This is a genomic window from Marinobacterium sp. MBR-111, assembly GCF_040547585.1.
Taxonomy (GTDB): Bacteria; Pseudomonadota; Gammaproteobacteria; order Pseudomonadales; family Balneatricaceae; genus Marinobacterium; species Marinobacterium iners.
Map to the genome: position 1 here is coordinate 83,836 of NZ_JBEPQA010000011.1, position 21,254 is coordinate 105,089.

Annotated in this window: 19 protein-coding genes and 3 tRNA genes; 8 read left to right on the forward strand and 14 right to left on the reverse strand. The window is 56.3% G+C overall.

Annotated features, from left to right (window positions below; translation table 11 throughout):
- Nucleotides 1-8 precede the first annotated feature (8 nt).
- The 3 genes from znuA to ABIE61_RS09815 all read left to right on the forward strand — a co-directional run bounded on the left by znuA (nt 9) and on the right by ABIE61_RS09815 (nt 1,286).
- The gene (znuA, locus tag ABIE61_RS09805; RefSeq protein WP_354408953.1) at nt 9-977 is read left to right on the forward strand and encodes a zinc ABC transporter substrate-binding protein ZnuA; all 969 of its coding nucleotides are present in this window, start codon (nt 9-11) and stop codon (nt 975-977) included.
- A 60-nt stretch (nt 978-1,037) separates the two neighbouring features.
- A tRNA-Leu gene (locus ABIE61_RS09810) sits at nt 1,038-1,124 on the forward strand.
- A gap of 75 nt (nt 1,125-1,199) precedes the next feature.
- Nucleotides 1,200-1,286: transfer RNA gene (locus ABIE61_RS09815), tRNA-Leu, on the forward strand.
- A 103-nt stretch (nt 1,287-1,389) separates the two neighbouring features.
- Here the strand turns inward: ABIE61_RS09815 and ABIE61_RS09820 are convergent.
- The 7 genes from ABIE61_RS09820 to ABIE61_RS09850 form a co-directional block, all read right to left on the reverse strand.
- Nucleotides 1,390-1,521, reverse strand: coding sequence for a hypothetical protein (locus tag ABIE61_RS09820; RefSeq protein ID WP_302847906.1), 132 nt, complete (start codon nt 1,519-1,521; stop codon nt 1,390-1,392).
- Nucleotides 1,522-1,827: 306 nt separating this feature from the next.
- Nucleotides 1,828-3,021 (reverse strand): hypothetical protein, encoded by a 1,194-nt coding sequence (locus ABIE61_RS09825; RefSeq protein ID WP_354408956.1) that lies wholly within the window; start codon nt 3,019-3,021, stop codon nt 1,828-1,830.
- A gap of 10 nt (nt 3,022-3,031) precedes the next feature.
- Complete coding sequence (locus ABIE61_RS09830; protein ID WP_354408959.1) at nt 3,032-4,456, reverse strand: DUF6844 domain-containing protein; 1,425 nt, start codon at nt 4,454-4,456, stop codon at nt 3,032-3,034.
- A gap of 21 nt (nt 4,457-4,477) precedes the next feature.
- Complete coding sequence (gene lpoB, locus ABIE61_RS09835; protein ID WP_354408962.1) at nt 4,478-5,101, reverse strand: penicillin-binding protein activator LpoB; 624 nt, start codon at nt 5,099-5,101, stop codon at nt 4,478-4,480.
- Nucleotides 5,098-5,514, reverse strand: coding sequence for a DUF1425 domain-containing protein (locus tag ABIE61_RS09840; RefSeq protein ID WP_354408964.1), 417 nt, complete (start codon nt 5,512-5,514; stop codon nt 5,098-5,100). Before ABIE61_RS09840 ends, lpoB begins: the two co-directional genes overlap by 4 nt.
- An 18-nt stretch (nt 5,515-5,532) precedes the next feature.
- A complete protein-coding gene (locus tag ABIE61_RS09845) occupies nt 5,533-6,981 on the reverse strand; it encodes a COG3014 family protein (RefSeq protein WP_354408967.1) in 1,449 nt (482 codons plus the stop codon).
- Nucleotides 6,982-7,440: 459 nt separating this feature from the next.
- On the reverse strand, nt 7,441-8,064 hold the full coding sequence (locus tag ABIE61_RS09850; RefSeq protein ID WP_354408969.1) for a cation efflux transmembrane domain-containing protein: 624 nt from the start codon (nt 8,062-8,064) through the stop codon (nt 7,441-7,443).
- A 200-nt stretch (nt 8,065-8,264) separates the two neighbouring features.
- Between ABIE61_RS09850 and ABIE61_RS09855 the strand changes: the two genes are divergently transcribed.
- Nucleotides 8,265-10,619, forward strand: a complete 2,355-nt coding sequence (locus ABIE61_RS09855; protein ID WP_354408972.1) for an EAL domain-containing protein — start codon at nt 8,265-8,267, stop codon at nt 10,617-10,619.
- Between the two features lie 65 nt (nt 10,620-10,684).
- Here ABIE61_RS09855 and ABIE61_RS09860 read toward each other — a convergent pair.
- The 4 genes from ABIE61_RS09860 to ABIE61_RS09875 form a co-directional block, all read right to left on the reverse strand.
- Nucleotides 10,685-10,760, reverse strand: a tRNA-Phe gene (locus ABIE61_RS09860).
- 55 nt (nt 10,761-10,815) lie between these two features.
- The gene (locus ABIE61_RS09865; RefSeq protein ID WP_354408975.1) at nt 10,816-11,088 is read right to left on the reverse strand and encodes an oxidative damage protection protein; all 273 of its coding nucleotides are present in this window, start codon (nt 11,086-11,088) and stop codon (nt 10,816-10,818) included.
- A gap of 15 nt (nt 11,089-11,103) precedes the next feature.
- Nucleotides 11,104-12,147, reverse strand: coding sequence for an A/G-specific adenine glycosylase (gene mutY / locus ABIE61_RS09870; protein WP_354408977.1), 1,044 nt, complete (start codon nt 12,145-12,147; stop codon nt 11,104-11,106).
- Nucleotides 12,144-14,300, reverse strand: coding sequence for an AsmA family protein (locus tag ABIE61_RS09875; protein WP_354408980.1), 2,157 nt, complete (start codon nt 14,298-14,300; stop codon nt 12,144-12,146). Before ABIE61_RS09875 ends, mutY begins: the two co-directional genes overlap by 4 nt.
- A gap of 149 nt (nt 14,301-14,449) precedes the next feature.
- Here ABIE61_RS09875 and hisB point away from each other — a divergent pair, with 149 nt between their 5' ends.
- The 4 genes from hisB to hisF are packed head-to-tail and all read left to right on the forward strand — an operon-like array spanning nt 14,450 to nt 17,273.
- Complete coding sequence (gene hisB / locus ABIE61_RS09880) at nt 14,450-15,043, forward strand: imidazoleglycerol-phosphate dehydratase HisB (RefSeq protein ID WP_354408982.1); 594 nt, start codon at nt 14,450-14,452, stop codon at nt 15,041-15,043.
- A 3-nt stretch (nt 15,044-15,046) separates the two neighbouring features.
- A complete protein-coding gene (gene hisH / locus ABIE61_RS09885; protein WP_354408983.1) occupies nt 15,047-15,694 on the forward strand; it encodes an imidazole glycerol phosphate synthase subunit HisH in 648 nt (215 codons plus the stop codon).
- Nucleotides 15,695-15,747: 53 nt separating this feature from the next.
- A complete protein-coding gene (gene hisA / locus ABIE61_RS09890; protein WP_354408985.1) occupies nt 15,748-16,488 on the forward strand; it encodes a 1-(5-phosphoribosyl)-5-[(5-phosphoribosylamino)methylideneamino]imidazole-4-carboxamide isomerase in 741 nt (246 codons plus the stop codon).
- An 11-nt stretch (nt 16,489-16,499) separates the two neighbouring features.
- A complete protein-coding gene (gene hisF / locus ABIE61_RS09895) occupies nt 16,500-17,273 on the forward strand; it encodes an imidazole glycerol phosphate synthase subunit HisF (RefSeq protein WP_091827487.1) in 774 nt (257 codons plus the stop codon).
- A 21-nt stretch (nt 17,274-17,294) separates the two neighbouring features.
- Here the strand turns inward: hisF and ABIE61_RS09900 are convergent, their stop codons facing one another.
- From ABIE61_RS09900 to ABIE61_RS09910, 3 genes are read right to left on the reverse strand one after another with little or no spacing between them, the layout of a single operon-like run.
- Nucleotides 17,295-18,206, reverse strand: coding sequence for a hypothetical protein (locus tag ABIE61_RS09900; RefSeq protein ID WP_354408987.1), 912 nt, complete (start codon nt 18,204-18,206; stop codon nt 17,295-17,297).
- A complete protein-coding gene (locus ABIE61_RS09905) occupies nt 18,185-20,317 on the reverse strand; it encodes a putative bifunctional diguanylate cyclase/phosphodiesterase (protein WP_354408989.1) in 2,133 nt (710 codons plus the stop codon). Before ABIE61_RS09905 ends, ABIE61_RS09900 begins: the two co-directional genes overlap by 22 nt.
- Nucleotides 20,314-21,210 (reverse strand): phosphate/phosphite/phosphonate ABC transporter substrate-binding protein, encoded by an 897-nt coding sequence (locus ABIE61_RS09910; protein ID WP_354408991.1) that lies wholly within the window; start codon nt 21,208-21,210, stop codon nt 20,314-20,316. Before ABIE61_RS09910 ends, ABIE61_RS09905 begins: the two co-directional genes overlap by 4 nt.
- Nucleotides 21,211-21,254 lie beyond the last annotated feature (44 nt).

The window sequence follows — 21,254 nt, forward strand, 5'->3', positions numbered from 1 at the left end:
TTTACACCATGCTGCATAATTCTGCCCGCCCCCTGCGGACACTGACCCTGCTTTCTGCCCTGGCGCTGGCGCCCGTGGTTCAAGCATCCGAGGTTGTTACCAGTATCAAGCCGCTGCAGTTGATAACAGCTGCCCTGACCGAAGGTGTAACCAGCCCGGAGGTGTTGCTGCCGGCCGAGGGTTCACCCCACCATTACGCCCTCAAGCCATCAGACATGCGTAAGCTGATGGATGCGAAAGTCGTGATCTGGGTTGGCCCCGGACTTGAGCAGTTCATGGTGCGCCCTCTTGCCCGAACCGATGCAGAGATTGTAACACTGCGTCCCGATCTTGAGGCGCACCTGCATCAGGAGGCTGAGCCTTCCGATCATGACCATCATGATGAGCACGAACATGAGCAAGAAAATCATGTGGCCGATGATCATGCCGAAGAGCACCACGATCACGGTGCAGGCAATGATCCGCACATCTGGTTGGATCCGATGAACGGGCTGGAGATTGCACAGCAGTTACTGCCTGCACTGCAGCAGGCACTGCCTCAGCACTCGGTTCAATTGCAACAGAACTATGAGGCCTTTGCCAGTGCACTGAAGCAAAAGGAGCGTGCCATTGCAGACGAGTTGGCTCCTTATGGTGATGCTGGGTTCTTTGTATTCCACGATGCCTATTCAGGCTTCGTTGAACACTATGGTCTGAAGCAGCTGGGTTACTTCACGGTAGATCCTGCACGCAAACCCGGCGCACGCCATTTGGCCGAGATCAGGCAGCAGCTTGAAGCAGCGAAAGCGGTCTGTGTATTCAGCGAACCCCAGTTTACCAGTGCGGTAGTGGACGCAATCATCAGCGGCTTGCCGGTTGCTCAGGGCGAGCTTGATCCACTGGCTCGTTCGATCAACGTCAGTGCTGAGGGTTATCTGGATTATCTGCAGAGCCTGAGCGACAGCTTTCGTAGCTGTCTGGCAAAAAAAGCGGACTAAAAATCGCAGACGGGCTTCACAAGCCCAATGGGGCGCTATATAATGCGCCCCACTTTCGAAGCAGATGTGGTGGAATTGGTAGACACGCTAGCTTCAGGTGCTAGTGCCTTCACGGGCGTGGGAGTTCGAGTCTCCCCATCTGCACCACCTTTTATCTCAGGATGGAAGGCTCTTCGAAAGCGAAATTTGAGTGGTAACGCACATTAAAACGTCTCACCCAATGCAGATGTGGTGGAATTGGTAGACACGCTAGCTTCAGGTGCTAGTGCCTTCACGGGCGTGGGAGTTCGAGTCTCCCCATCTGCACCATCCCGATCAGGTTCCTGATCATCCGGGATGAAACCACAGATAAACAAAAACCCCGACAACATCATATGTCATCAGGGCTTTCTGTTGTTTTGTTTCAATGTTTTCAGTTGGCCACCAGCAAGTACAATTGCACCAGTGCCGGAAAAATAGCCACGACCAACCCTGCCAGTACCATGGCGATTGACGGTACCACTCCGACTACTTCTACGCCTTTCTCTTCATGTGCATAACTCATGGCAAATACCCCTTTAAGATCGATTCACTACAGAGCGTATCGTTTACCCTGTATCTATAATGGGTATAGCAAACCCGGTGCCAACCTGACTAATCTCCATATAAGTGATAATTTTCAGTATGTTAGCAACGATTGAGGGCGGGTTATCAGAATCGTACAGGCAGATTTGTATGTCATTTATGGCATTCCTATGGCAGTGCCGACTTTTTTGACAGCTTAAATATCTCGGTGTTGGTGCCTGAGCGTATATTTTGTCTATAAAAAAGGTGGCCAAAGCCACCTTATGTCGGTTGAGTATACTGAAAGTCAGCGGCGCACGATAAATTCAGGCTCGATTAGTTCGGCATCGCCATCCACGACCTTAGCGTAGGTCGTTTTGGCATTGACTCTAACCACTTCCACTACAGCGATTTTCTCCTCCATCTGGCCGAGGGACTCCTTGGTGTACGGATCAAACAACTCCTCTCCCAAGAAGTACACGTCCAATCGGTCGCCCTGTTGCAAAGTTTTGCCGCCCTGGTTCAGCACAACGGTCTTACCTTTGACGGCAACAACTCGCATCGGGTAGATATTGGCCAGTGCCTTCTGTGCCAGCTCATCGGCCAGCTGCGCGGTAATGCCCGCCTGCGATGAGCCAAATTTACTCAGCATAGCTCGTATATCGGCATCACTGAACTTCAGGTTTATGGAATCAGACCACTTCACCTGACGCGTAGCTGCCAGAATAATCTTGTAGTCCAGCTGCGCACTGCCGCTGTAACTGACGATGGTTTCGCCGGTCAACTGCAGCGTCTTGACGTGCTTTGTGCTGCGTACGTTGCGAATGTTACCAACGACGATGTAGTCAGCTCCCAGAACGTTGCCGGCTTTGGCCTTTTCAGCCAGCGCTGCGTCATCGCTGAGCCAGAGTGCTTTTTCTTCCTGGAATTCGGCACCGAATTCACGATCCAGTACGTTCATGCGACGGGACTGCGTGAATTGATCCAGAATACGGTTGCGCAACTCGGCTTCAACGCGGCTGGCCGGGGTATTGTCGCCCAGCAGTGAGAAGCTGCGTTTGTCACTGTGAAACGGCATTACAGCCAATGTGCGACGGCTGTCAGCCGGCAGGCCCGGTTTTTCGTACTTCAGGATGTGGACACTGACATCAGCTCGGAAACTACCATCCGGTTCCTGCTGTAGATCCAGAATGTCGTATCGAGACACTAATCCCTTGGTTTGCAGGCTAAGGTCGCCACGGCGGGCAACCTCAAACGAGGTAGTGGACTCATCGCCGTTGGCATCGCTGGTACTGACGCGGCCGGCCAAAGACTGCATCACTTCTCGGCTTTCGATGCTTACACCGGTCGCCTGACGCAACCCCTGCACCAGTGCATCGGCAATGGCAAGGTTACGATTGACGCCATAACCGGTCGCGTCCACGACCTGCTCTGCTGCGAAGGCCAGTACACTCATTGCCAGCAGGCTGCTGGTGAGCAGTGTTCTGATCAGATTACGCATGGTTCCTCCTTCAGAAGTCGTCAGCGGACATCAGGTTGCGGCTCTGGCTGCTGCCGGCCTGGTTGGCGGGACGTTCATTGGCCTGACCGGACTGGCTGTTGCGTGTGGGCTTGAAGTCACGCAGCTGGCGCGCATTCTGCTCCACCAGGGGATGCCAGAGATACACGACGCCGTTGATCTCATGACCGTGCATGGGATGGGTGGCCGTCCAGCGGAACAGTTCCCGTGTTCCCGGCAGGTTGGAAACACTGCCCTTGGCGCTGATTTCCCGATCAATGGTCTGGACGAACGCCATTGTTTCCTGTTCGGACTCAGTTACTTCACGGCCCTCGGCGCGCACCAGTCCCAGTGTTTGGCGCTTCATGCTGCGGCCAGTGCTTTGCTCAGAACTGCCTGTCGAGTTGAACAGGTAGGCAAAATTGGCATAGGCATCAGCACGCGCAGCGGCATAGGACAGCTCGCGCTCATCGGCTCGTCTCTGCGGTTCTGAACCACGATAGGGGTTACTGGACTGGCCAAAGGAAACCAGCACTGGATAGCCCTGCTCGTCATACATGCGGCGAATGCCAAAATCGTTCAACAGCGCACCGCGGTCTTTTCTGAGCATGTCGATCAACGGCGTCGCCAGCGCCTTGGAGGGATCCGGCGCCAGGTCGCCCTTGCTGTGGGTCACATCATATACAAACTGACGGAAACGCTCGGATGCAACAATGGCGACCGCAACGGCATGGTTGCCATTTTCGTCATAGGCTTCCCAGCTCTTCACCGGAATTACGCCGGTCAGGCTCTGTCGGGCACGTGTGACAGTGCGCTCACTGACCGAACGCTCAAACAAAAGCGCCTTTTTTTCACGCGGAGCGGCGTTGAACTCTTCAGGATCAATACCCAGTTCGCGCAGTTCATTATCCAGCTTGCCGCCAGTGACAGCGACTGCCTTGTCGAGCATCTCCAGCAGTTTGTTGGGCGCGCGCAGTTCCTCTGGTGAAAACTGCGGCATCTGGGTCGGGTCCTTGTAGAGCTTGGTCATGCTCTCGGCCATGATGCTGACACCCAGTGACTCGATGTACTTGGCCTGAGCCTTCAGCAGCGCTTCCTTGTAGGCCATGACGCGCGCATTGCCCCAGTCGCGGCTTTCCGGTGTTCCCATCACCCAGGCAGTGGCGGTGGTATAGAACATGCCGGGGCGGCTGCGGAACGCCTGACCGGCATCGGAGTATTCAAAGTCTTCGATCAATTGCTCAAGTTTCAGGCCTGGGTCCAGTACTTCAGGTGCGGCACTGTTGGCGATTTGAACCGCAACGGCATCTGCATCCTGATCACTCAGGATGGCGGTTTCTGCCGCCACAGGGGCCATGTTTTCCTCTGCATGCACCAAGGGTGTCATGGCGGTAGCAATGGCCAGCGCCAGCCCGGTCTGTACGAAAAGTTTTTTCATCTTTGTAGTCCCTTACATTGATTACCAGGAGGTGCCCTTGGCGCTGCCAAGCTTGCGGATCGGGGTTTCGCCTTCCCAGACTGCCAGGCCGTTGGCCAGATCGGTCAGGGTCAGCTGGAAGTAATATTCGACCAGCTGCTTGTTACGATCAACGCGGTTATTGCGCTGGATGATCTTGCCGGAGAGACTCATGTTGGGGGCGGTCAGTCGCTGCTGCACCAGAGTGCTGCGGTCGATCTTGCGTGACTGGCTCAGCTCGGAATAGGCCTGGGTCATCTTGTCTTCGGCACCATTGAGACCGATGGCGGTGGTGGTCAGAACCTTGCCGCTACGCAGGAGGTCAACACGGATCTTCTTCACCAGCTGATCGGTATCGATACGCTGCATGGTGTCGTTCAAAACGGTCGATACCACCATGATGTTCTTTTTGCCATCATTGCGATCAACCGCGCCGGAGCTGAGCATGGACTGAACCGCATCGGAAGCGGCCTGTTCAAAGTCGCTGCCACTGAGTCCCATGGTGATCGGTTCGTTGGCACTGCCGGATGGCAGCAGTTGGGTCTGCGGCGTACAGCCGGCGGCGACGCCCAGTACCAGGGTCAGGCCCAGTGCCTTGATCAGCATATTGCGTTTGGGATGGCTCATCGTTCAATTCCTTGTGTATGAGTGGCAGTGCCAGTATTGATATCAAACAGGTAGATGCGGTAAGACAGGGCGGCCGGACCGGGTGCGACCCGGTCAAGAGAGACAGGCTCACCCGGGCGCAGTATGCGTTGCTCCCAGCGTGAAGCCATGCCGGGCAGCTCGAAGCCATTGGCATCGGTCCAGCTGAAGCGGTAGCGCAGAGTCTGTTCGGACTGGCTGCGGTTATACAGCCGTACCCCGGCGCGCAGCAGATTGCCGGAGGCAACGCCTTCGGGAACCGCTTCAATCTGCAGGTAACTGCGTGCCTTTGGGCCGATGGTCAGCTGGGGCCATTCAACAGGTTGTTGGGGCTGGGTCTGGCAGCCTGCCAGAAGGCCTGCCGTGAGCAGCAGGCCGGTCAGTGTTTTTTTCATCCGTGCATCCTTGTCTTATCAGGCGTCAAATCCGGCAATCTGGTAGATGGGCGTGCTGCCCGGAGCTGTTGCTCTTACGTAAATCAGCGTGAACTGATTGTCCGGCAGCTCAACCTCGATGGGAGCCACAAGGCCGGGAGCCTTGAGCTGCAGCTTGCCGTCAGCAGGCTTGCGCAGTCGGGCAACCTGAACCTCCTTCGGCAGGCTGCTCCAGCTGCGGGTGTCGGCACGGGTCGTCGCGGCCTGATAAACACCGGCCAGAATACTGCCGGCCAGCCCGCCTTCCTTGCGTGCCTGATACTGAATGAAGGCCTTGGTCAGGGTGCTGGCAATCGCCTCGGTCACCTTGAGCGGGAATTCACGTTTGAATTCGGTTTGAATGACGCGATCTATGCTGGCCAGGTGCTCGGTTTTGCCCTGAGATTTACCACCGGCATAGACTTCAAGATAGGGATACGCCTGACTGCGTGTCTGTAGCCTGGGCAGTGCAATCTGGGAGTACTCAACCTGATCGTTGAGCAGGAACAGCGGCAACGGGATCAGGGTTTCATCAACCATCGGCCCTTCACCGTTCTCGAAGATGACCCACACCGCAGGATTCAGTCTCCCCTTGCTCCATTTGCCTCGGCGCAGGTTGTCGATCACCATCAGGTCAGTCTTGACGGCTGAGTTGGCAGAACTCATACCAGCCACGCGGCGGAGTGACTGGCGTGCCTTGCCGTAATCTTCGCGGTCAGCGCTTGCCAGCATGAAATAGAGCCCGTGCAGATAGTCAGTGTAGGGATTGACGAAATTGGGGTATGCCTGCCACTCCTTCAATTCGGGGAAGTTTTCGTAGATGGTGTTTTCAGACGCCTTGCGGCTTTTGCTGAAGTCTACCGGTGCAGGTTGGCCATCGTTGGTATTCGCCTGCTCTTCGGCCTCTGCCATTTTCTCCTTCTGCTCGGCTATGCGGGATTTGAAGGTTTCTTCGGCGCGTCGCTGTCGGTCGGCAGCGCGGTTGAATTCGATACGTGCATTCTGCATGTCCTGCAGAAAGATGTTATTCAGCGCCTTGTAGGTGTTGACCATAACGCCGTCATAGACGGTAGGGCTGTAGCGGTTGAGGTTGTTGTTGACTAGGTTGGCGGCAACCTTTTCCAGGCCTTTGCGACCGAGGCTTTCGGTGTCCTCATCCTTCATCAGGTTTTCGGCATGGTCGAATACGCGTGTGCTGAATTCAAACTGCCCGCTGGCGCTGAGGGCGGAGCCGGCCTGGAGAGACCAGAGCAGATTCTTGCTCTCGCCCTGTTCATTGATGCCGCCGAATTTGAGTGCAAAGTCAGCCGCTTCACGGAACTGCCCATTGGCAAACTGCTGGTTGTAACTGTCGAGGCTTTGTTTGCTGGAAAGCGTTTGACACCCGGCAAGCGTGAGCAGGCCGCATGCCAGCACCAGTCCCTTGAGCCGGTGAGGGTGGTTTCGCATTCTGTACTCCTTGTTCCCTGAAACCGAAATCCTGTGGCCGGACACTTTGTGCCGGCAAATTTGTTGGGGAATTTAGCAGTTAAACCAAGTTGATTGAACCCTTTTGTTGGTGTCTGGTAACAGAGTATTGATATAGATCCAGAGCATATTTGCCCACAGAAATAAAGTTGCGCACAGCTTTTCCTGAAGGCGTCCACGTAATCCATATGAGCCCTGAAATCGGTCGTTCTGTGGGTAAAATGTGTATGGCACAGGTTGTTCGGCAAACTGGACAGTGAACAACCAGTTTTTCACAACCCCTATATGGCGGCGGTTGTGGCAGGTTGTCATAAAACCGTACCAAGGTTGTTAACACCTCTGTGCAGCGATACTGGGGATAACAATCTAGCGCTTTGATCCACAGGCCTTTCAGGAGACAGAGTGCTCGTGATCTTTTGTGCACAGGAGCGGCTGGATATCTCAGTTATGTGTGTAACCTGTTCGCAGTTCACGCAGGGCCTGACGAATAATCAGGAATGACGAGTGCAGGAACAGGCTCGCCATTATCAGAGCGACCAACAGGTCGGGCCAGCCACTGGCGGTACCCCAAACTCCCAGTGCTGCAGCCAATACAAACAGGTTGCCGATGGCATCATTGCGGCTGCACAGCCAGACTGAGCGTACGTTTGCATCGCCATCTCGATACTTCATCAGAATCACAACTGACAGCAGGTTGGCGCAGAAGGCAAGCGTGGCAATGCTCCCCATTAACATCGGCTCAGGTGTCAGCATGAAAAAGACGCGATAGAGGGTCGATCCCAACACCCAAAGTCCCATCAGACCAAGTGTCAGGCCCTTGAACAGGGCGACTTTGCTGCGCAGACGCAAGGCCTTGCCGATTACCAGCAGGCTGATCAGATAGGTTAGGGTATCGCCCAGAAAGTCGAGCGCGTCTGCCTGCAGCGCCTTTGAGCCAGACAGCCAGCCACCACTGACTTCGATCAGAAACATACCGGCATTGATCAAAACGACCCACCAGAGTGCCCGTCGATAGGTAGAGGTGGCACCATCAAAAGCGGCATTCTGTTCGCATTGGCAGCTCATTGGATCACTCGTATTGGTTCTGTAGGGTAAAGAATAGTAGCTTGCTGATTTATTGCGTTGCTCTTTAATAACATGTTTCCATGGGTTCATTGACCCAAGCAAGGTGCCGATGGCACTGGTATGTTGCATAATGGTAACCAGCACTTTGCCACAGGGACAGCAGCAGCTCGTTTGCTGGCCCCAGGGATTGGAGACCCGAGATGACTTTCGGCAGTAGTAATCGAGCCAAGGCCCGCCTGCTGGCCAGACGACCGCGTGCGACAGCACCCCTCAAGCAGTCAATTATCTGGGGGCTGTTGTCACTGGTCGGGCTCTTTATTGTCGGACTTTGGGTGATTACCCGCCTCAATCTGGAATATTCTCAGCGAACGCTGGCTGAATTTCATCAGCGTCAGATCGAAGTTGCCTTTACCAACAGCCTTGATCGGGTCAATAGCCGCCTGCAGCAAATAGAACAGGACTCCCTGAGGCTGGTACGCATTGGGCAGCGTCTGAAAACCAGCTCCACTCCCCGCCAGCAAACTGAACTGATGCAGCTTTTGCTGGAGCGATCTGAACTGGCTGGAGTTGGGCTCTGGTATGGAGTGAGCAGTGATGGCGTGCTCGGTGGTGCTCAGGTCTATCGTATCGAGGACGGTGCGCAGACTGCGTCTGCGCAGGCAGGGCTGGAGCTGCGCAAGGAACACTGGAAGCCACTGCTAACCGAGAATGTGAGTTCTGCTCGTTACTGGTGGACCCCCATGTATACCCACCCACTCAGTGGCGAGCCTGTCATAAGCCTGGTCATGCCCGTACTGGAAGGCTCCCGTGTAGTGGGCGTTTTGAGCACAGACTGGCAACTCCAAAACCTGCTGACCTTGCTGAACAGTGCTGATATCGCTTCCGGTGCGCGAATCTGGCTCAGTTCAGGGCATGACCGGCGTCAGGCTACGCCGCTGGACGAAGCACAGGCGGGCGCCATACTGGACCAGGTCGAACAGTATCTTATGTTCGAAACGGCGGGCGCCGCCATGCAACATGATTCCTACCGGATAGCAGGGCAGCAACTGGAGCTGTATTACGCTACCACCCGTGCCGGCCTGCGCCTGACGGCAGCGGTACCAAGAGATGAAATGAGCGCGGTACTGTTGCCACTGCAGAAAAACAGTAACCGTATTCTGTTGTTGGGGGGGCTGGCGATCCTGCTGCTGTCGGCGCCCATTCTGTTCAAGGCCACTGCTCCTCTGCGCGAGCTGAAAGCCTCTTACACCGATGAATTGACCGGACTGCCTAACCGCGCTCGTCTGTTACAGGAGCTGCATTACGAAAGTGGTGTGACACTGATACTGGTCAACCTGGACCGATTCCGGGAGATCAATGGCCTGTTTGGTGATGCCTGCGGTGACTATATCCTGAAAGAGGTTGCACTGCGGCTTGAAGGGTATATCAGTAGCATGGAATGGCGTGGAGCCCGGCTTTACCGCCTCAGCGGAGATGAGTTTGCGATTCAGGCACCACGGCGTAAACCGGAACTGATTGAAGCTGAGCTGGAGGCGTTGCTGCGCTGCCTGCGTCAGGCTCCGGTGTTTTGGCAAAACCACCAGATCAACCTCAGTGCAACCCTGAGTGCAGCGGTGCCCTGGTACGATGCTCCGCGTCAGCACAGTCTGTTCATTCACGCCAAGGAAGCGTTACGAGAAGCACGTCAGCAGGGGCTGCATTATCGTGTATATGATGGTTCACAGCCGCTGGAGCAGCAGTTTGAACACAATCAGATCTGGGCTGGGAAACTGCGTGAGGCGCTGGACAGTGAGCGGCTGGTAGCCTGGTATCAGCCGATACTGAACAATACCACCGGTCGTATCGACAAGTATGAATGTCTGGTGCGCATGCTGGACGCCGAAGGCAACCCGGCCAGCCCCGGGCACTTTCTGGGAGTGGCCGGAAAGCTGCGGCTTGACCGTCATATAACCCGGATCATGGTGGAACGCTGCTTTGCCCGTTTTCAGGACTCGCCGCTGCAATTTTCGATTAATCTGGCTTACGGTGACCTGCAGGATATCGAGTTGACCGGCTTCATTCTTGAAAAACTGGATGAAACAGGCGTGGGGCCGAGGGTTATATTCGAAATTCTGGAATCGGACAGTATCGACAATTACGATCAGGTGAAAGAGTTTGTCGATCAGGCCAAGCAGCGTGGCTGTCGCATTGCCATCGATGACTTCGGTACAGGCTATTCCAACTTCGAGCATCTGCTGCAGCTGCAGGTGGACCTGATAAAAATTGATGCCAGCCTGATCCGCAACCTGGACAGTGACACCAATGCGCGTCGAGTTACCCGCGGGATTGTCGGCCTTGCACGCAGTATGAAGATTGAGACCGTGGCGGAGTTTGTACACTCGCCTGAAATTCAGATGGAGGTGTTGAGGCTTGGGATCAGCTTCTCACAGGGCGCCCTTATCGGTATGCCCTCGTCCGAGTTGATGGTGAGTGTGCCCAAGGAGTTGGTGCAGCAGACCTATTGCGGACGCAGTACGTCCGTGCAACAGCTTCGGGCTCCGGTGACGAGACGCTGAGATAGACAGATAAAACAGGCAGATACAAAAAAGCCCCGCTTTCGCGGGGCTCTTTTGTTGAATTTTGGTGCCCAGAGACGGAATCGAACCGCCGACACGGGGATTTTCAATCCCCTGCTCTACCGACTGAGCTATCTGGGCAACGGGGGCGTATTAAACCGGAAAGCCTTAAGGTGGTCAAGCCCCGCAGGTGGAATTATTTTTCCGGCGGCACGTAGCCATCAGCCTTGTCATATTCTTCACCGGAGAGAAACTTTTCCATCTCCTGCTGCAGATACTTGCGGCTTTCCGGGTCCATAAGGCTCAGGTGCTTCTCGTTGATCAGCATGGTCTGATGATCGGTCCACTCCTGCCAGGCCTTTTTCGATACGTTGTCATAGATCTGCTGTCCCAGCTCACCCGGATAGGGCGCGCGTTCCAGACCTTCCAGTTCCTGTTTGTACTTGCGGCAGAAAACCGTGCGTGTCATATGCTGTCTCCGATTTCAGCTGGCGTAACGTTCAAGCAGGCGCTTGACCGGTGCGGCCAGCCCGATATTTGCAGGATGGTCCACGTTATACCAGAGTGCAGGCGGGCCTTCCATGACAGAGTTTGTGGGGTCTTTAAGTGCAACCCGGGCCGGAGTGATATCCAGATGGTAGTGGCTGAAGGTATGTCGCAGCGGTTCCAGTACCTGTGTCGCAGCATCATCCAACGCGATACCAAGTGTTGTGGGGGCATCGCGCAGGTCGGCCACTTCAGGCAGGCTCCAAAGGCCACCCCAGATACCGCTGGGCGGGCGCTGCTGCAGCAGGATTTCGCCCTCTTCATTGCGGATCAGCAGCATCAGCGTCTGTTTCACTGGTAACACTTTCTTCGGCCGAGGGGACGGCAAACGGTCAGTCAGATTCAGCGCTCGGGCCTCACAGCTCTGTTGCAGCGGACAGAGCAGACAACTCGGCTTGCTGCGGGTGCAAAGCGTTGCGCCCAGGTCCATCATCGCCTGAGTGTAGTCGCCCACCCGCTGATGCGGGGTATTGTGCTCGGCATAGGCCCAAAGCTCCTTCATCACCGAGGGGGTGCCGGGCCAGCCTTCCACGGCGTAAAAGCGTGCCAGTACCCGCTTGACGTTGCCATCGAGGATGGCGGCGCGCCTGCCGGTCGAGATCGAGACTATGGCCCCGGCGGTGGAGCGACCGATGCCAGGCAGTTGTTCCATCTCTGTAACCGTATGCGGGAATTCGCCGCCCAGCTCACGGCTGACGATGCGGGCGGTCTTGTGCAGGTTGCGCGCACGGGCGTAATAGCCAAGACCTGTCCAGAGGTGCAGCACCTCATCCTGGTCGGCATCTGCCAGCTCATGCACAGTCGGGAAGCGCTCCACAAAGCGTTGAAAATAGGGAATCACCGTTTTCACCTGAGTCTGCTGAAGCATGATCTCGGAGATCCAGGTGAAATAAGCGGTTTTTTCGGCCTGCCAAGGCAGGTCATGGCGGCCGTGCCGGTCAAACCATTCCAGCACGGCTGAGTGGAACTGCTCTGCTGTCATTGGCCAAACAGCCCCTTGAGCACGCCTGCACCCTCTTCGCCCAGTTTCTCCTTCAGCTTGTCTTCCACCTGAGGACCGACTTTTTCTTCAATCTTGCGACGGGCTTCTGCCTTGATGATGTCGGAAATGAAGCTGGTATCAAGGCGGCATAACTTGGCAGGCTCATCGTAAAAGCCGCCCTTGCAGTTTACCGGCACCTCGACGCCTTCCAGGCGGTCATTGACCGAGCAGCTTTGGTTGAACAGGTTGTCTTCAATGGTCAGGCCCACTCGATAGTCCAGTGTCTGCTGTGGCAGATTGATACTGCCACTTCCTGCCAGTGCCATCGCATCCAACTGGGCCTTGAGATCCTGATTGCTGACCACACCGTTGCGGATGTTGAAGCTGGCGCCCAGATCGGCAAAGGGCGTGGTTTTGTCGACCTGTTCGGCGTTGATCCACAGCGCCGACAGATTGTTGATGCCCTGGCACATGGACTGAGCGGCATCAATCCCCTTGATCAGACCTTCGGCCATGCCCAGATTGGCAGTACCGTTGAGGGAGTTGATCCAGGCGTGGATTGATTGTCCACTCATGCTGAGTTCTGCCTTTGCATTGAGCTTGCCGGCCATTACATCGGTGTCGGCCAGTGTCTGCAACACAGAGCCGATCTGTATACCGTTGATCTGCTTGCTGACACTCAGTTGCAGCGGTGTCTTGCGAGCGTCGATGCGAGCGGTAGCGTTGATCTGCCCTTCAAATACATCGGTCTTGAAACGGGTCAGACGAATCAGGCCATTGTCAGCGCTCGTACTCAGGCCGAGGTTGCTCATGTTGATGCCGTTGACCTTCAGACTCTCCAGATCAAGGTCGGCACTGAGGTTAAGCGCGCGCAGGGGCTCCAGCGGAGTGATCTCGTCTTTGGGCCAGCCAGCACTGAGAGCCGTTGAGCGGTTGCCGGTGCCGTCCGACTCTTTGGCGGCTGAGCCGGTTGCCGGTGGCAGGTATCGATCTGCATCCAGAGAGTTACCCCTGAGCTTGAGTGCGATCACCTGAGAAGCGAGTACAAAACTGGCTTCACCGTCGAGTTGGGTATCGTCCAGCTGCACAGAAAACGGTTTAAGCTGTACCGTACCGGCAGGGCCACCGAGAGTCGCCTTGAAGGATGCGCTGGTCAGAGCGTTGCTGTCGGACGTTTCCGGCGTGTTCTGACCGAGTTGGGTCAGCAACTGTTTCGGGCTGAAACTGTTACTCTGTAGAGCGCCGCTGAGTTCAGGCTGACTGAAATTGCGCAGTTTGATGTTACCGCTCAGTATCAGTGGATCAGCTTTAAGGCTAAGGTTGCTGATGTCCACCTGCTGCTCATTGATGCGGGCATCAATGTTGGCTGCCAGCGCAAACTCAAGGACGGCGGGAACAGCCGCGCCCCCAATCAGTTTCAGGGTGGAATTGAGATTGTCCAGACGGTAGTGGTTCTGTGCCAGGTCCAGAGTGATATCGGTAGTCAGATTGGCTTGGGTGCTCAGCTGCAGTTCGTTGGCTGCAAACTGTTGCAGGGCAAAACTCAGCTCAAGTGGAAATGCCCTGTCCTGGCTGACGCGCCCAGTGGACAGGTTAAGGTCACTCAGCTCGATGCGGCTGTCACTGGTCTGGTCGGTAAAAGTCAGGGCCGCGTTGCGCAGCTCAATCGCCTCGATATCGATCGCCAGCGTCTTGCCCCCATCGGCCGGCGTTGCAGGCTTGGTTTCTGCCGCGGTCTCTCCAGCCTCAGAAGCGGCTGCCAGGGCCTCAGTATCTGCAGTCCAGTTGTTGTCCTCGGCCGACTGCACCAGCTCCAGTTGCAGACCGTCGACCAGAATACGGTTCATCTGCAGCTGCCCGCTCAGCAAAGCTGGAATGCTGACTGAAATCTCAGCACGTTCAAGCCGACCCAGTGCTGGTTTTTCGGGATAGCCCACACCTACACTGTTCAGTTCAAGTGCCAGCCAGGGGTAAAAAGACCAGCCGATATCACCGGCAATATCCAGTTCAATGCCGGCCTGCTTCAACGCCGCATCACGAATCTGTGATTTGTAATCGTTGGGGTTAACCAGCGTCACCACTGCGATGGCGGCCGCCACCAGCAGGGCAATGATCAGCAGGAAGATTACAGCTATCAACTTGATTGCTTTCATAAAGTGGCCCTGTGTTTCCCCGGGGATTTAGACTGAGTCTGAGTATAGCGGAACTGAACGCCAGATTCTGTCAGTAGGCAATGAACCTGCCGTTCAGCGACGGTTGAATGTATAATGATCGTTTTGGTAAAACCATGGCGGAGAGAAAGATGGCCGAGCGCAAAGCCCAGGTAACCCGCAACACGCTGGAGACCCAGATCAGTGTTGCAATCAACCTTGATGGCACCGGGCAGCTGGATGTGGATACCGGTGTGCCTTTTCTGGATCACATGCTGGATCAGATCGCCCGGCATGGCCTGATCGACCTTGAAATAAGCGCCATCGGCGATCTGCATATCGATGACCATCACACCGTGGAAGATATCGGCATCACCCTCGGTCAGGCATTCAAACAGGCGGTGGGCGACAAGAAAGGCATTCGTCGTTACGGCCATGCCTACGTACCGCTGGATGAGGCCCTGTCGCGCGTGGTGATCGATTTCTCCGGTCGTCCCGGCCTGGAAATGCATGTGGATTTCACGCGGGGCCGCGTGGGTGGGTTCGACGTGGACCTGTTCAGCGAATTCTTCCACGGTTTCGTTAACCATGCTCAGGTAACGCTGCATATTGATAACCTGCGCGGCAAGAATACCCACCACCAGGCTGAGACCATCTTTAAGGCGTTCGGCCGCGCCCTGCGCATGGCGCTGGAGTTCGATCCGCGCGGCGAAGGGATCATGCCGTCTACCAAGGGGTGCCTGTAAGCCATGAGCAGTATCGCTGTCATCGACTACGGCATGGGCAATCTGCACTCGGTTGCCAAGGCGCTGGAACATGTGCAGCCCGGCGTTGAAGTGCGCGTGACCGCCGACCCGGAACAGGTGCGCAGTGCCGATCGTGTGCTGTTGCCCGGTGTGGGTGCGATCCGCGACTGCATGGCCGAGATTCGCCGCCTGGGTGTTGATGCCGAAGTGCGTGAAGCGATTGCGTCCGGCAAGCCGTTTCTGGGCATCTGCGTCGGCTATCAGGCGTTGATGGAGTTTTCCGAGGAAAACAACGGTGTTGATTGCTTGGGCGAGTTTGAGGGCCGGGTCAACTTCTTCGGTAACGACCTTAAGGATGCTGATGGCGAGCGCTTGAAAGTGCCACATATGGGCTGGAATCAGGTCTATCAGACGATGGATCACCCGCTGTGGGCCAATATCGAGGACGGCAGCCGTTTCTACTTCGTGCACAGCTACTATGTAAAGGCGAAGCAGCGAGAACTGGTTGCTGCCACCTGTAACTACGGTGTCGACTTTGACGTGGCGATCGCGCGCGATAACGTGCTTGCGGTGCAGTTCCATCCCGAGAAAAGCCAGAAGGTGGGGCTGCAGCTGCTGCAGAACTTCCTCAACTGGGACGGCCGCCCCTGAGCCATACATTCGCACGACAACTTTTGACTGATTTATTCTGGATCTGAGCCGATATGCTGATTATTCCCGCGATTGACCTTAAAGATGGTGCCTGTGTTCGTTTGCGTCAGGGGCGCATGGACGACTCCACCGTATTTTCCGACAACCCGGTCGATATGGCCGCCAAGTGGGTGGGCGCCGGCTGTCGTCGCCTGCACCTGGTCGATCTGAACGGCGCCTTTGCCGGTGAGCCGGTCAATGGCGAGATCGTGAAGAAGATCGCGGAGGCCTACCCGGACCTGCCGATCCAGATCGGCGGAGGAATTCGTTCCGCCGAGATCATTCAGGCCTATCTGGATGCTGGTGTACAGTACGTCATCATCGGCACCAAGGCGGTGAAAGAGCCGGAGTTCGTCACTGAAATGTGCAAGCGGTTCCCGGGCCACATCATTGTGGGACTGGACGCACAGGATGGCTATGTGGCGATCGATGGCTGGGCGGAAGTTACCGACGTGAAAGCGGTTGATCTTGCCAAGCGCTTCAAGAACGATGGTGTCAGTGCCATTGTCTACACCGACATCAGCCGTGACGGCATGATGCAGGGCGTGAACGTGGACGCCACGGTAGAGCTGGCGCGTGAAGCCGGTATTCCGGTAATCGCCTCCGGTGGTGTGACCAACATCGACGACATCAAGGCACTGGCAGCAGTCGCTGATCAGGGTATTCTGGGCGCTATTACCGGCCGTGCCATCTATGAAGGCACGCTGGACGTGGCCGAGGCCCAGACGCTGAGCGATCAGCTGACTGCCAAGTAAGAGGACACGAGATGGCTCTGGCAAAACGCATCATTCCCTGCCTCGACGTTGAAAACGGCCGCGTGGTGAAAGGGGTCAAGTTCCTCGACATTCGTGATGCCGGTGACCCGGTGGAAGTAGCCAAGCGCTACGATGAACAGGGTGCGGACGAGATCACCTTCCTCGACATTACCGCCACCCATGAAGGCCGCGACACCATGGTGCATACCGTGGAGAAGATGGCGTCTCAGGTGTTCATTCCGCTGACTGTAGGCGGCGGCATTCGCACCTGCGAGGATATCCGCACCATGCTCAATGCGGGTGCCGACAAGGTGTCGATCAACAGCGCGGCGGTGACCAACCCCGACTTCGTGCGTGAAGCGGCGGAAAGATTTGGCAGCCAATGCATCGTGGTGGCGATCGATGCCAAGAAGGTCAGCCAGCCGGGCGAACCCGACCGCTGGGAGATCTTCACCCACGGCGGCCGCAAGCCGACCGGACTGGATGCAGTGGAATGGGCAAGGAAAATGGTCGACTATGGTGCCGGCGAGATTCTGCTCACTTCAATGGATCAGGACGGTGTCAAGAGCGGGTATGATCTTGGCGTGACCCGTGCCATCAGCGAGGCTGTGCATGTGCCGGTCATTGCGTCGGGTGGCGTTGGCAATCTGGACCATCTGGTGGAAGGCTGCACTCTGGGCAAGGCCGATGCCGTTCTGGCGGCCTCTATCTTCCATTTCAACGAGTACACCATCCCGCAGGCGAAGGAGTACATGCGCCAGCACGGGATTGAAGTGCGTCTGTAAACAGGCTAAGGCCGGCCGGGCTCAGAATTCGTAGCTGAGCTCGGCCTGGTACTTCATTTCGCGTCGGTCGGGACCGTTCAGATGGCGCTCGATCTTGAACTCGAATTCAAACCCGGGCACAGGGGCTTCGTACTCCAGCCTGACCTGCCCCAGCCAGCGTTCCTCGTCTTCCCAGCTCCACTGGTGGCTGTCCGTATCCCGTTCTGCCTTGTCTTCCCGCTGCCAGGTAGGGCCCAGAGTCAGCTCCCAGCCATCCAATGGCGGAATCCAGCTCAGCCAGAGGCTGGCCTCATACTGCAGCTCCTGTTCTGCTGCTTCGTCACGCTCACGGGCACTGTCATGCCACTGGCTGAAATATTGATGCTTTACTTCCAGCCGGGGCTGCAAAAACAGGCTGCTGACCGGCGTCATGTATTCGCCGTGCAACAGCAGTTTCGACTCATGGCCGGTACCACGACCGCTGCGCTGGTTGGCATCGGGAGCAACGCTGGTGGCCTTGTAAGAAACGTCTATAAAGCGGTCGTGGTAACCATCAAGCGTCCAGTTATAACCACCCAGGGCACGTCCGATGTCGTAACGAAAACCGGCGCCGATAACGGGAGTGGTACGCCACTCGGTTCGACTCTTGTCGTTCTTGAGTGAGCCATCTTCACGAAACTCAAGGCTCATGTCCTGTGTGCGGCGGTAGTTCATCCCCATTCGACCCTGCCACGTCCAGCGCTCACCTTGCCAAAACCCCAGTATGAGCAGGGTTTTGCTTTCCCAGCGGGTTTTGCGATTTACGTCCAGTTCATCAAAGGCACCGCTTTTCTTGTACTGGATTTCACGGGTTTCGGGGCTGCGGCTGTATTCCAGATCGGTTTTCAGCTCAATGTCCATGGCCAGTGCCGGGCTGCCAAGCAGCAGGCCGCTCAGGAGGAGGTTTCGGTGCATTGTTGTTCCAGCAGCGGTTTCAGAGATGAATAGCGCATGGGGCGATAGAGGCCAAAGCCCTGACCATAGTGGCTGCCCAATGCAGTGATGCACGCCAGTTGGGAGTCGGTTTCGATCCCCTCGGCAACGGTCTTCAGCTTCATGCTGCGCGCCAGAGTCACGATCGACTCCACCAGCGAGTGATCAGATTCGGGTCTCAGCTCACGGATAAAGCTGCGATCAATCTTGAGACCATCAATCGGCAGTTGATGCAGGTAACTCAATGAGGAGTAGCCGGTACCGAAATCATCGATCCAGATGTTGATGCCGGCATCTTTCCACTGCGTGAGGGTATCGCGGCAGTCATCCAGATGACGAATCATGCTGGTTTCGGTCAGTTCAATGCTCAGGCAGTGCGGCGGTACGCCCCGCGCCTGGATCAGTTCAGTCAGGAATGTTCGAGTACTGGCCTGATGCAGTGCGGCACCGGAGATGTTGATCGAGATGGCGAAACCTGGGTAAAGCGCCTGCAGCTCAAGCAGATCATGAATGGCCTGGTGAGCGACCCAACGGGTAACCGGCTCCATCAGATCCGAGTCTTCAATCAACGGGATAAAACGTGCCGGTGAAATTAACCCTTGTTCGGGGTGATTCCAGCGCAGCAGGGCTTCAGCGGCTCGAATACGGCCGTTGCGCAGATCAATCACCGGCTGGTACTCAAGATGAAACTGGGACTCTGCCAGTGCCGTACGAACGCCCTGCAGTATTTCCAGTCGCTCGTACAGTTCCTGGTTCATCTGTGGCGAGAAGAAGGCGTACTGGTTGCGGCCGCTCTGCTTGGCCGCGTACATGGCGATATCGGCATTTTTCAGAATTTCACTGCTGCTGGCGCCGTCATCGGGATACAGGGTAATGCCGATACTGCTCGATATGTTGAAGTAGCGCCCATCGATCAGGAATGGCTGGTCCAGGGTCGCGGCGACCTTGCCCGCCAGCTCGGCAACCTGGTCACTGCGCTCGGGTGCGGGATAAAGCGTTACGAATTCGTCGCCGCCAAGGCGTGCCAGCAGTACTTCACCGGTTTCCGGATCGCAGATATCCAGCTCCAGCAACAAGTTGCGTAACCGCGCTGCGGCTTCGAACAGCAGCAGGTCGCCCATGTCGTGACCGGCGGTATCGTTCACTTCCTTGAAGTGGTCCAGATCGATAAAGACAACACCCAGCCGCTGCCCGTTGCGCTCCGAATACTGCAGCAGCCGTTCCAGTGATTGCTGGAACCAGTGGCGGTTGGGCAGTTGTGTCAGGTTGTCCAGATAGGCCAGCTGGGTAGTTTGATGATGGCTTTGTTCCAGGCTGCGCCGCATCTGCTCCAATGCATTGCCCAACTGCCCCAGTTCATCTGTTTGTTCCAGTCTGAAGCTGATGCTTTTGTCACCTTCGCCGTAGCGCAGGCTTTTATCCGCCAACTGACGCAGCGGGCGGAACAGACGGCGACAGAACAGCCAGGTAAACAGCAGCGCAAGCAGCAACAGGATTACAGACCCCATCACCAGCTGGCCAGCCAGCTGCCGCTGCTTCTGAGCAGCCTCTGACGAGATTGCATTGCTGTGTGCGGTTAGATTCTCAAGCGCGCGGGTAAAGTCCACCGCCAGTGCCAGCTGGCCGATGGTCTGGTTGGAGACCTGTATCGGCTTGAACAGGTGCAGGGTGCTGTCCACCCAGGCTTGTTCAGCATCGCCCGGCACCTGGTCGATGCTTTCCAGTGGACGACCGTAGTCGGCCACTGCTTCGGAGCCGTCGTGTACCAGTTTCAGCTCATGGTCGAACAGGAGTACGTAATCAAGTCCCGGCTGGGCCTGTACCTGCCGCAGTTGCTTGCCGATTTCGGTCAGGTCCAGATGATACAACGGGATATCCAGCTGAGCGCTGAGCGTATCGGTCAGCAGGGCAGCATCCTGTTCCAGCTGAGTTTTAAGCACCTCGGACAGATGACGCTGGCCGCTTTCTGTTGTGAACTGATTAAAACGCCCGAATGCCGACAGCAGGGTCAGCATCAAAATCGTAACGAGCACACAGGCAACGAGTGCAAAACTGAGTGTCAGTCGATCAGCCAGTGAACGCAGTGGCTTCATGGTGCTATTCCGGTAGAGAGCTGTTGCAGCAGATCCAGGTCCTGTTGGCTGGCAGGTTCAAAGCGACGGGTCTGCTCATAGCGCTGCAGTAGTGAGCGGTGCGCGTCATCAAGTGTCAGCAGCTGTTGTGCCAATGCTTCGGCAGCAGCAGGGGCCAGCGCAGACGTTACCAGTTCATATGCGCGTGGATAATGTTCCGAGCGGTGGATAATTCGCATCTTCTCGGTCAAACCGGCAGGCAGGCGGCCGGCTGTTGTCCAGTCACCATCGTTCACGCTGCCTGCTGTCGTGACCCCCTTATCTACCCAAAGAATGTTGTTCTTCTCATTGCGGCTGAACAGGTAACCGACCTGATCGGCAGGAGTGGGCTGGCCGGGCTTGTCCAGCTCGACGGGCTGGAGCCCTTCCGCCTGTAACGCCATCAGGGGCAGCAGGTAGCTGCTGAAAGAGTCCCGGTGCTCCAATGCGATTGTTTTGCCTTTCAGTTGTTGCAGTGTGTTGATATCACTGTCAGCACGCACATAGATCAGGCTCTGGTAGGAACGCTGGCCCCGTTTCCATTTACGCAGCAGTGGCGTCGCCAGATCTGCCTGCACCAGGCGGGCAGCGGTCAGCGGTGTTTCAGTCACCCAGTGAACCTCGCCGGCTCTGATGGCGGCACTCAACTGTTCATAGTCGGGAAACAGGCGCACTTCACCACGGCTGAAGCCCTCTGCCTCAAGTGCTTTTGCCATGAACTGCACCATCGGTCGCAGCTGGCGAAAATCCTTTTTGGGCCGATCGCTGATCTGGGCCAGCACCAGTGTTTGTGCAGTCAGCGGCAGACTGAGCAACAGCAAAAGCAGAGTGCTGCCCAGCCGTAAGGGGAAGGTGGTCAGGTTGGAAAGAGTCATGGCTATCGCATTCAGAGGTCGGGCTTACAGACACTGATCCTACG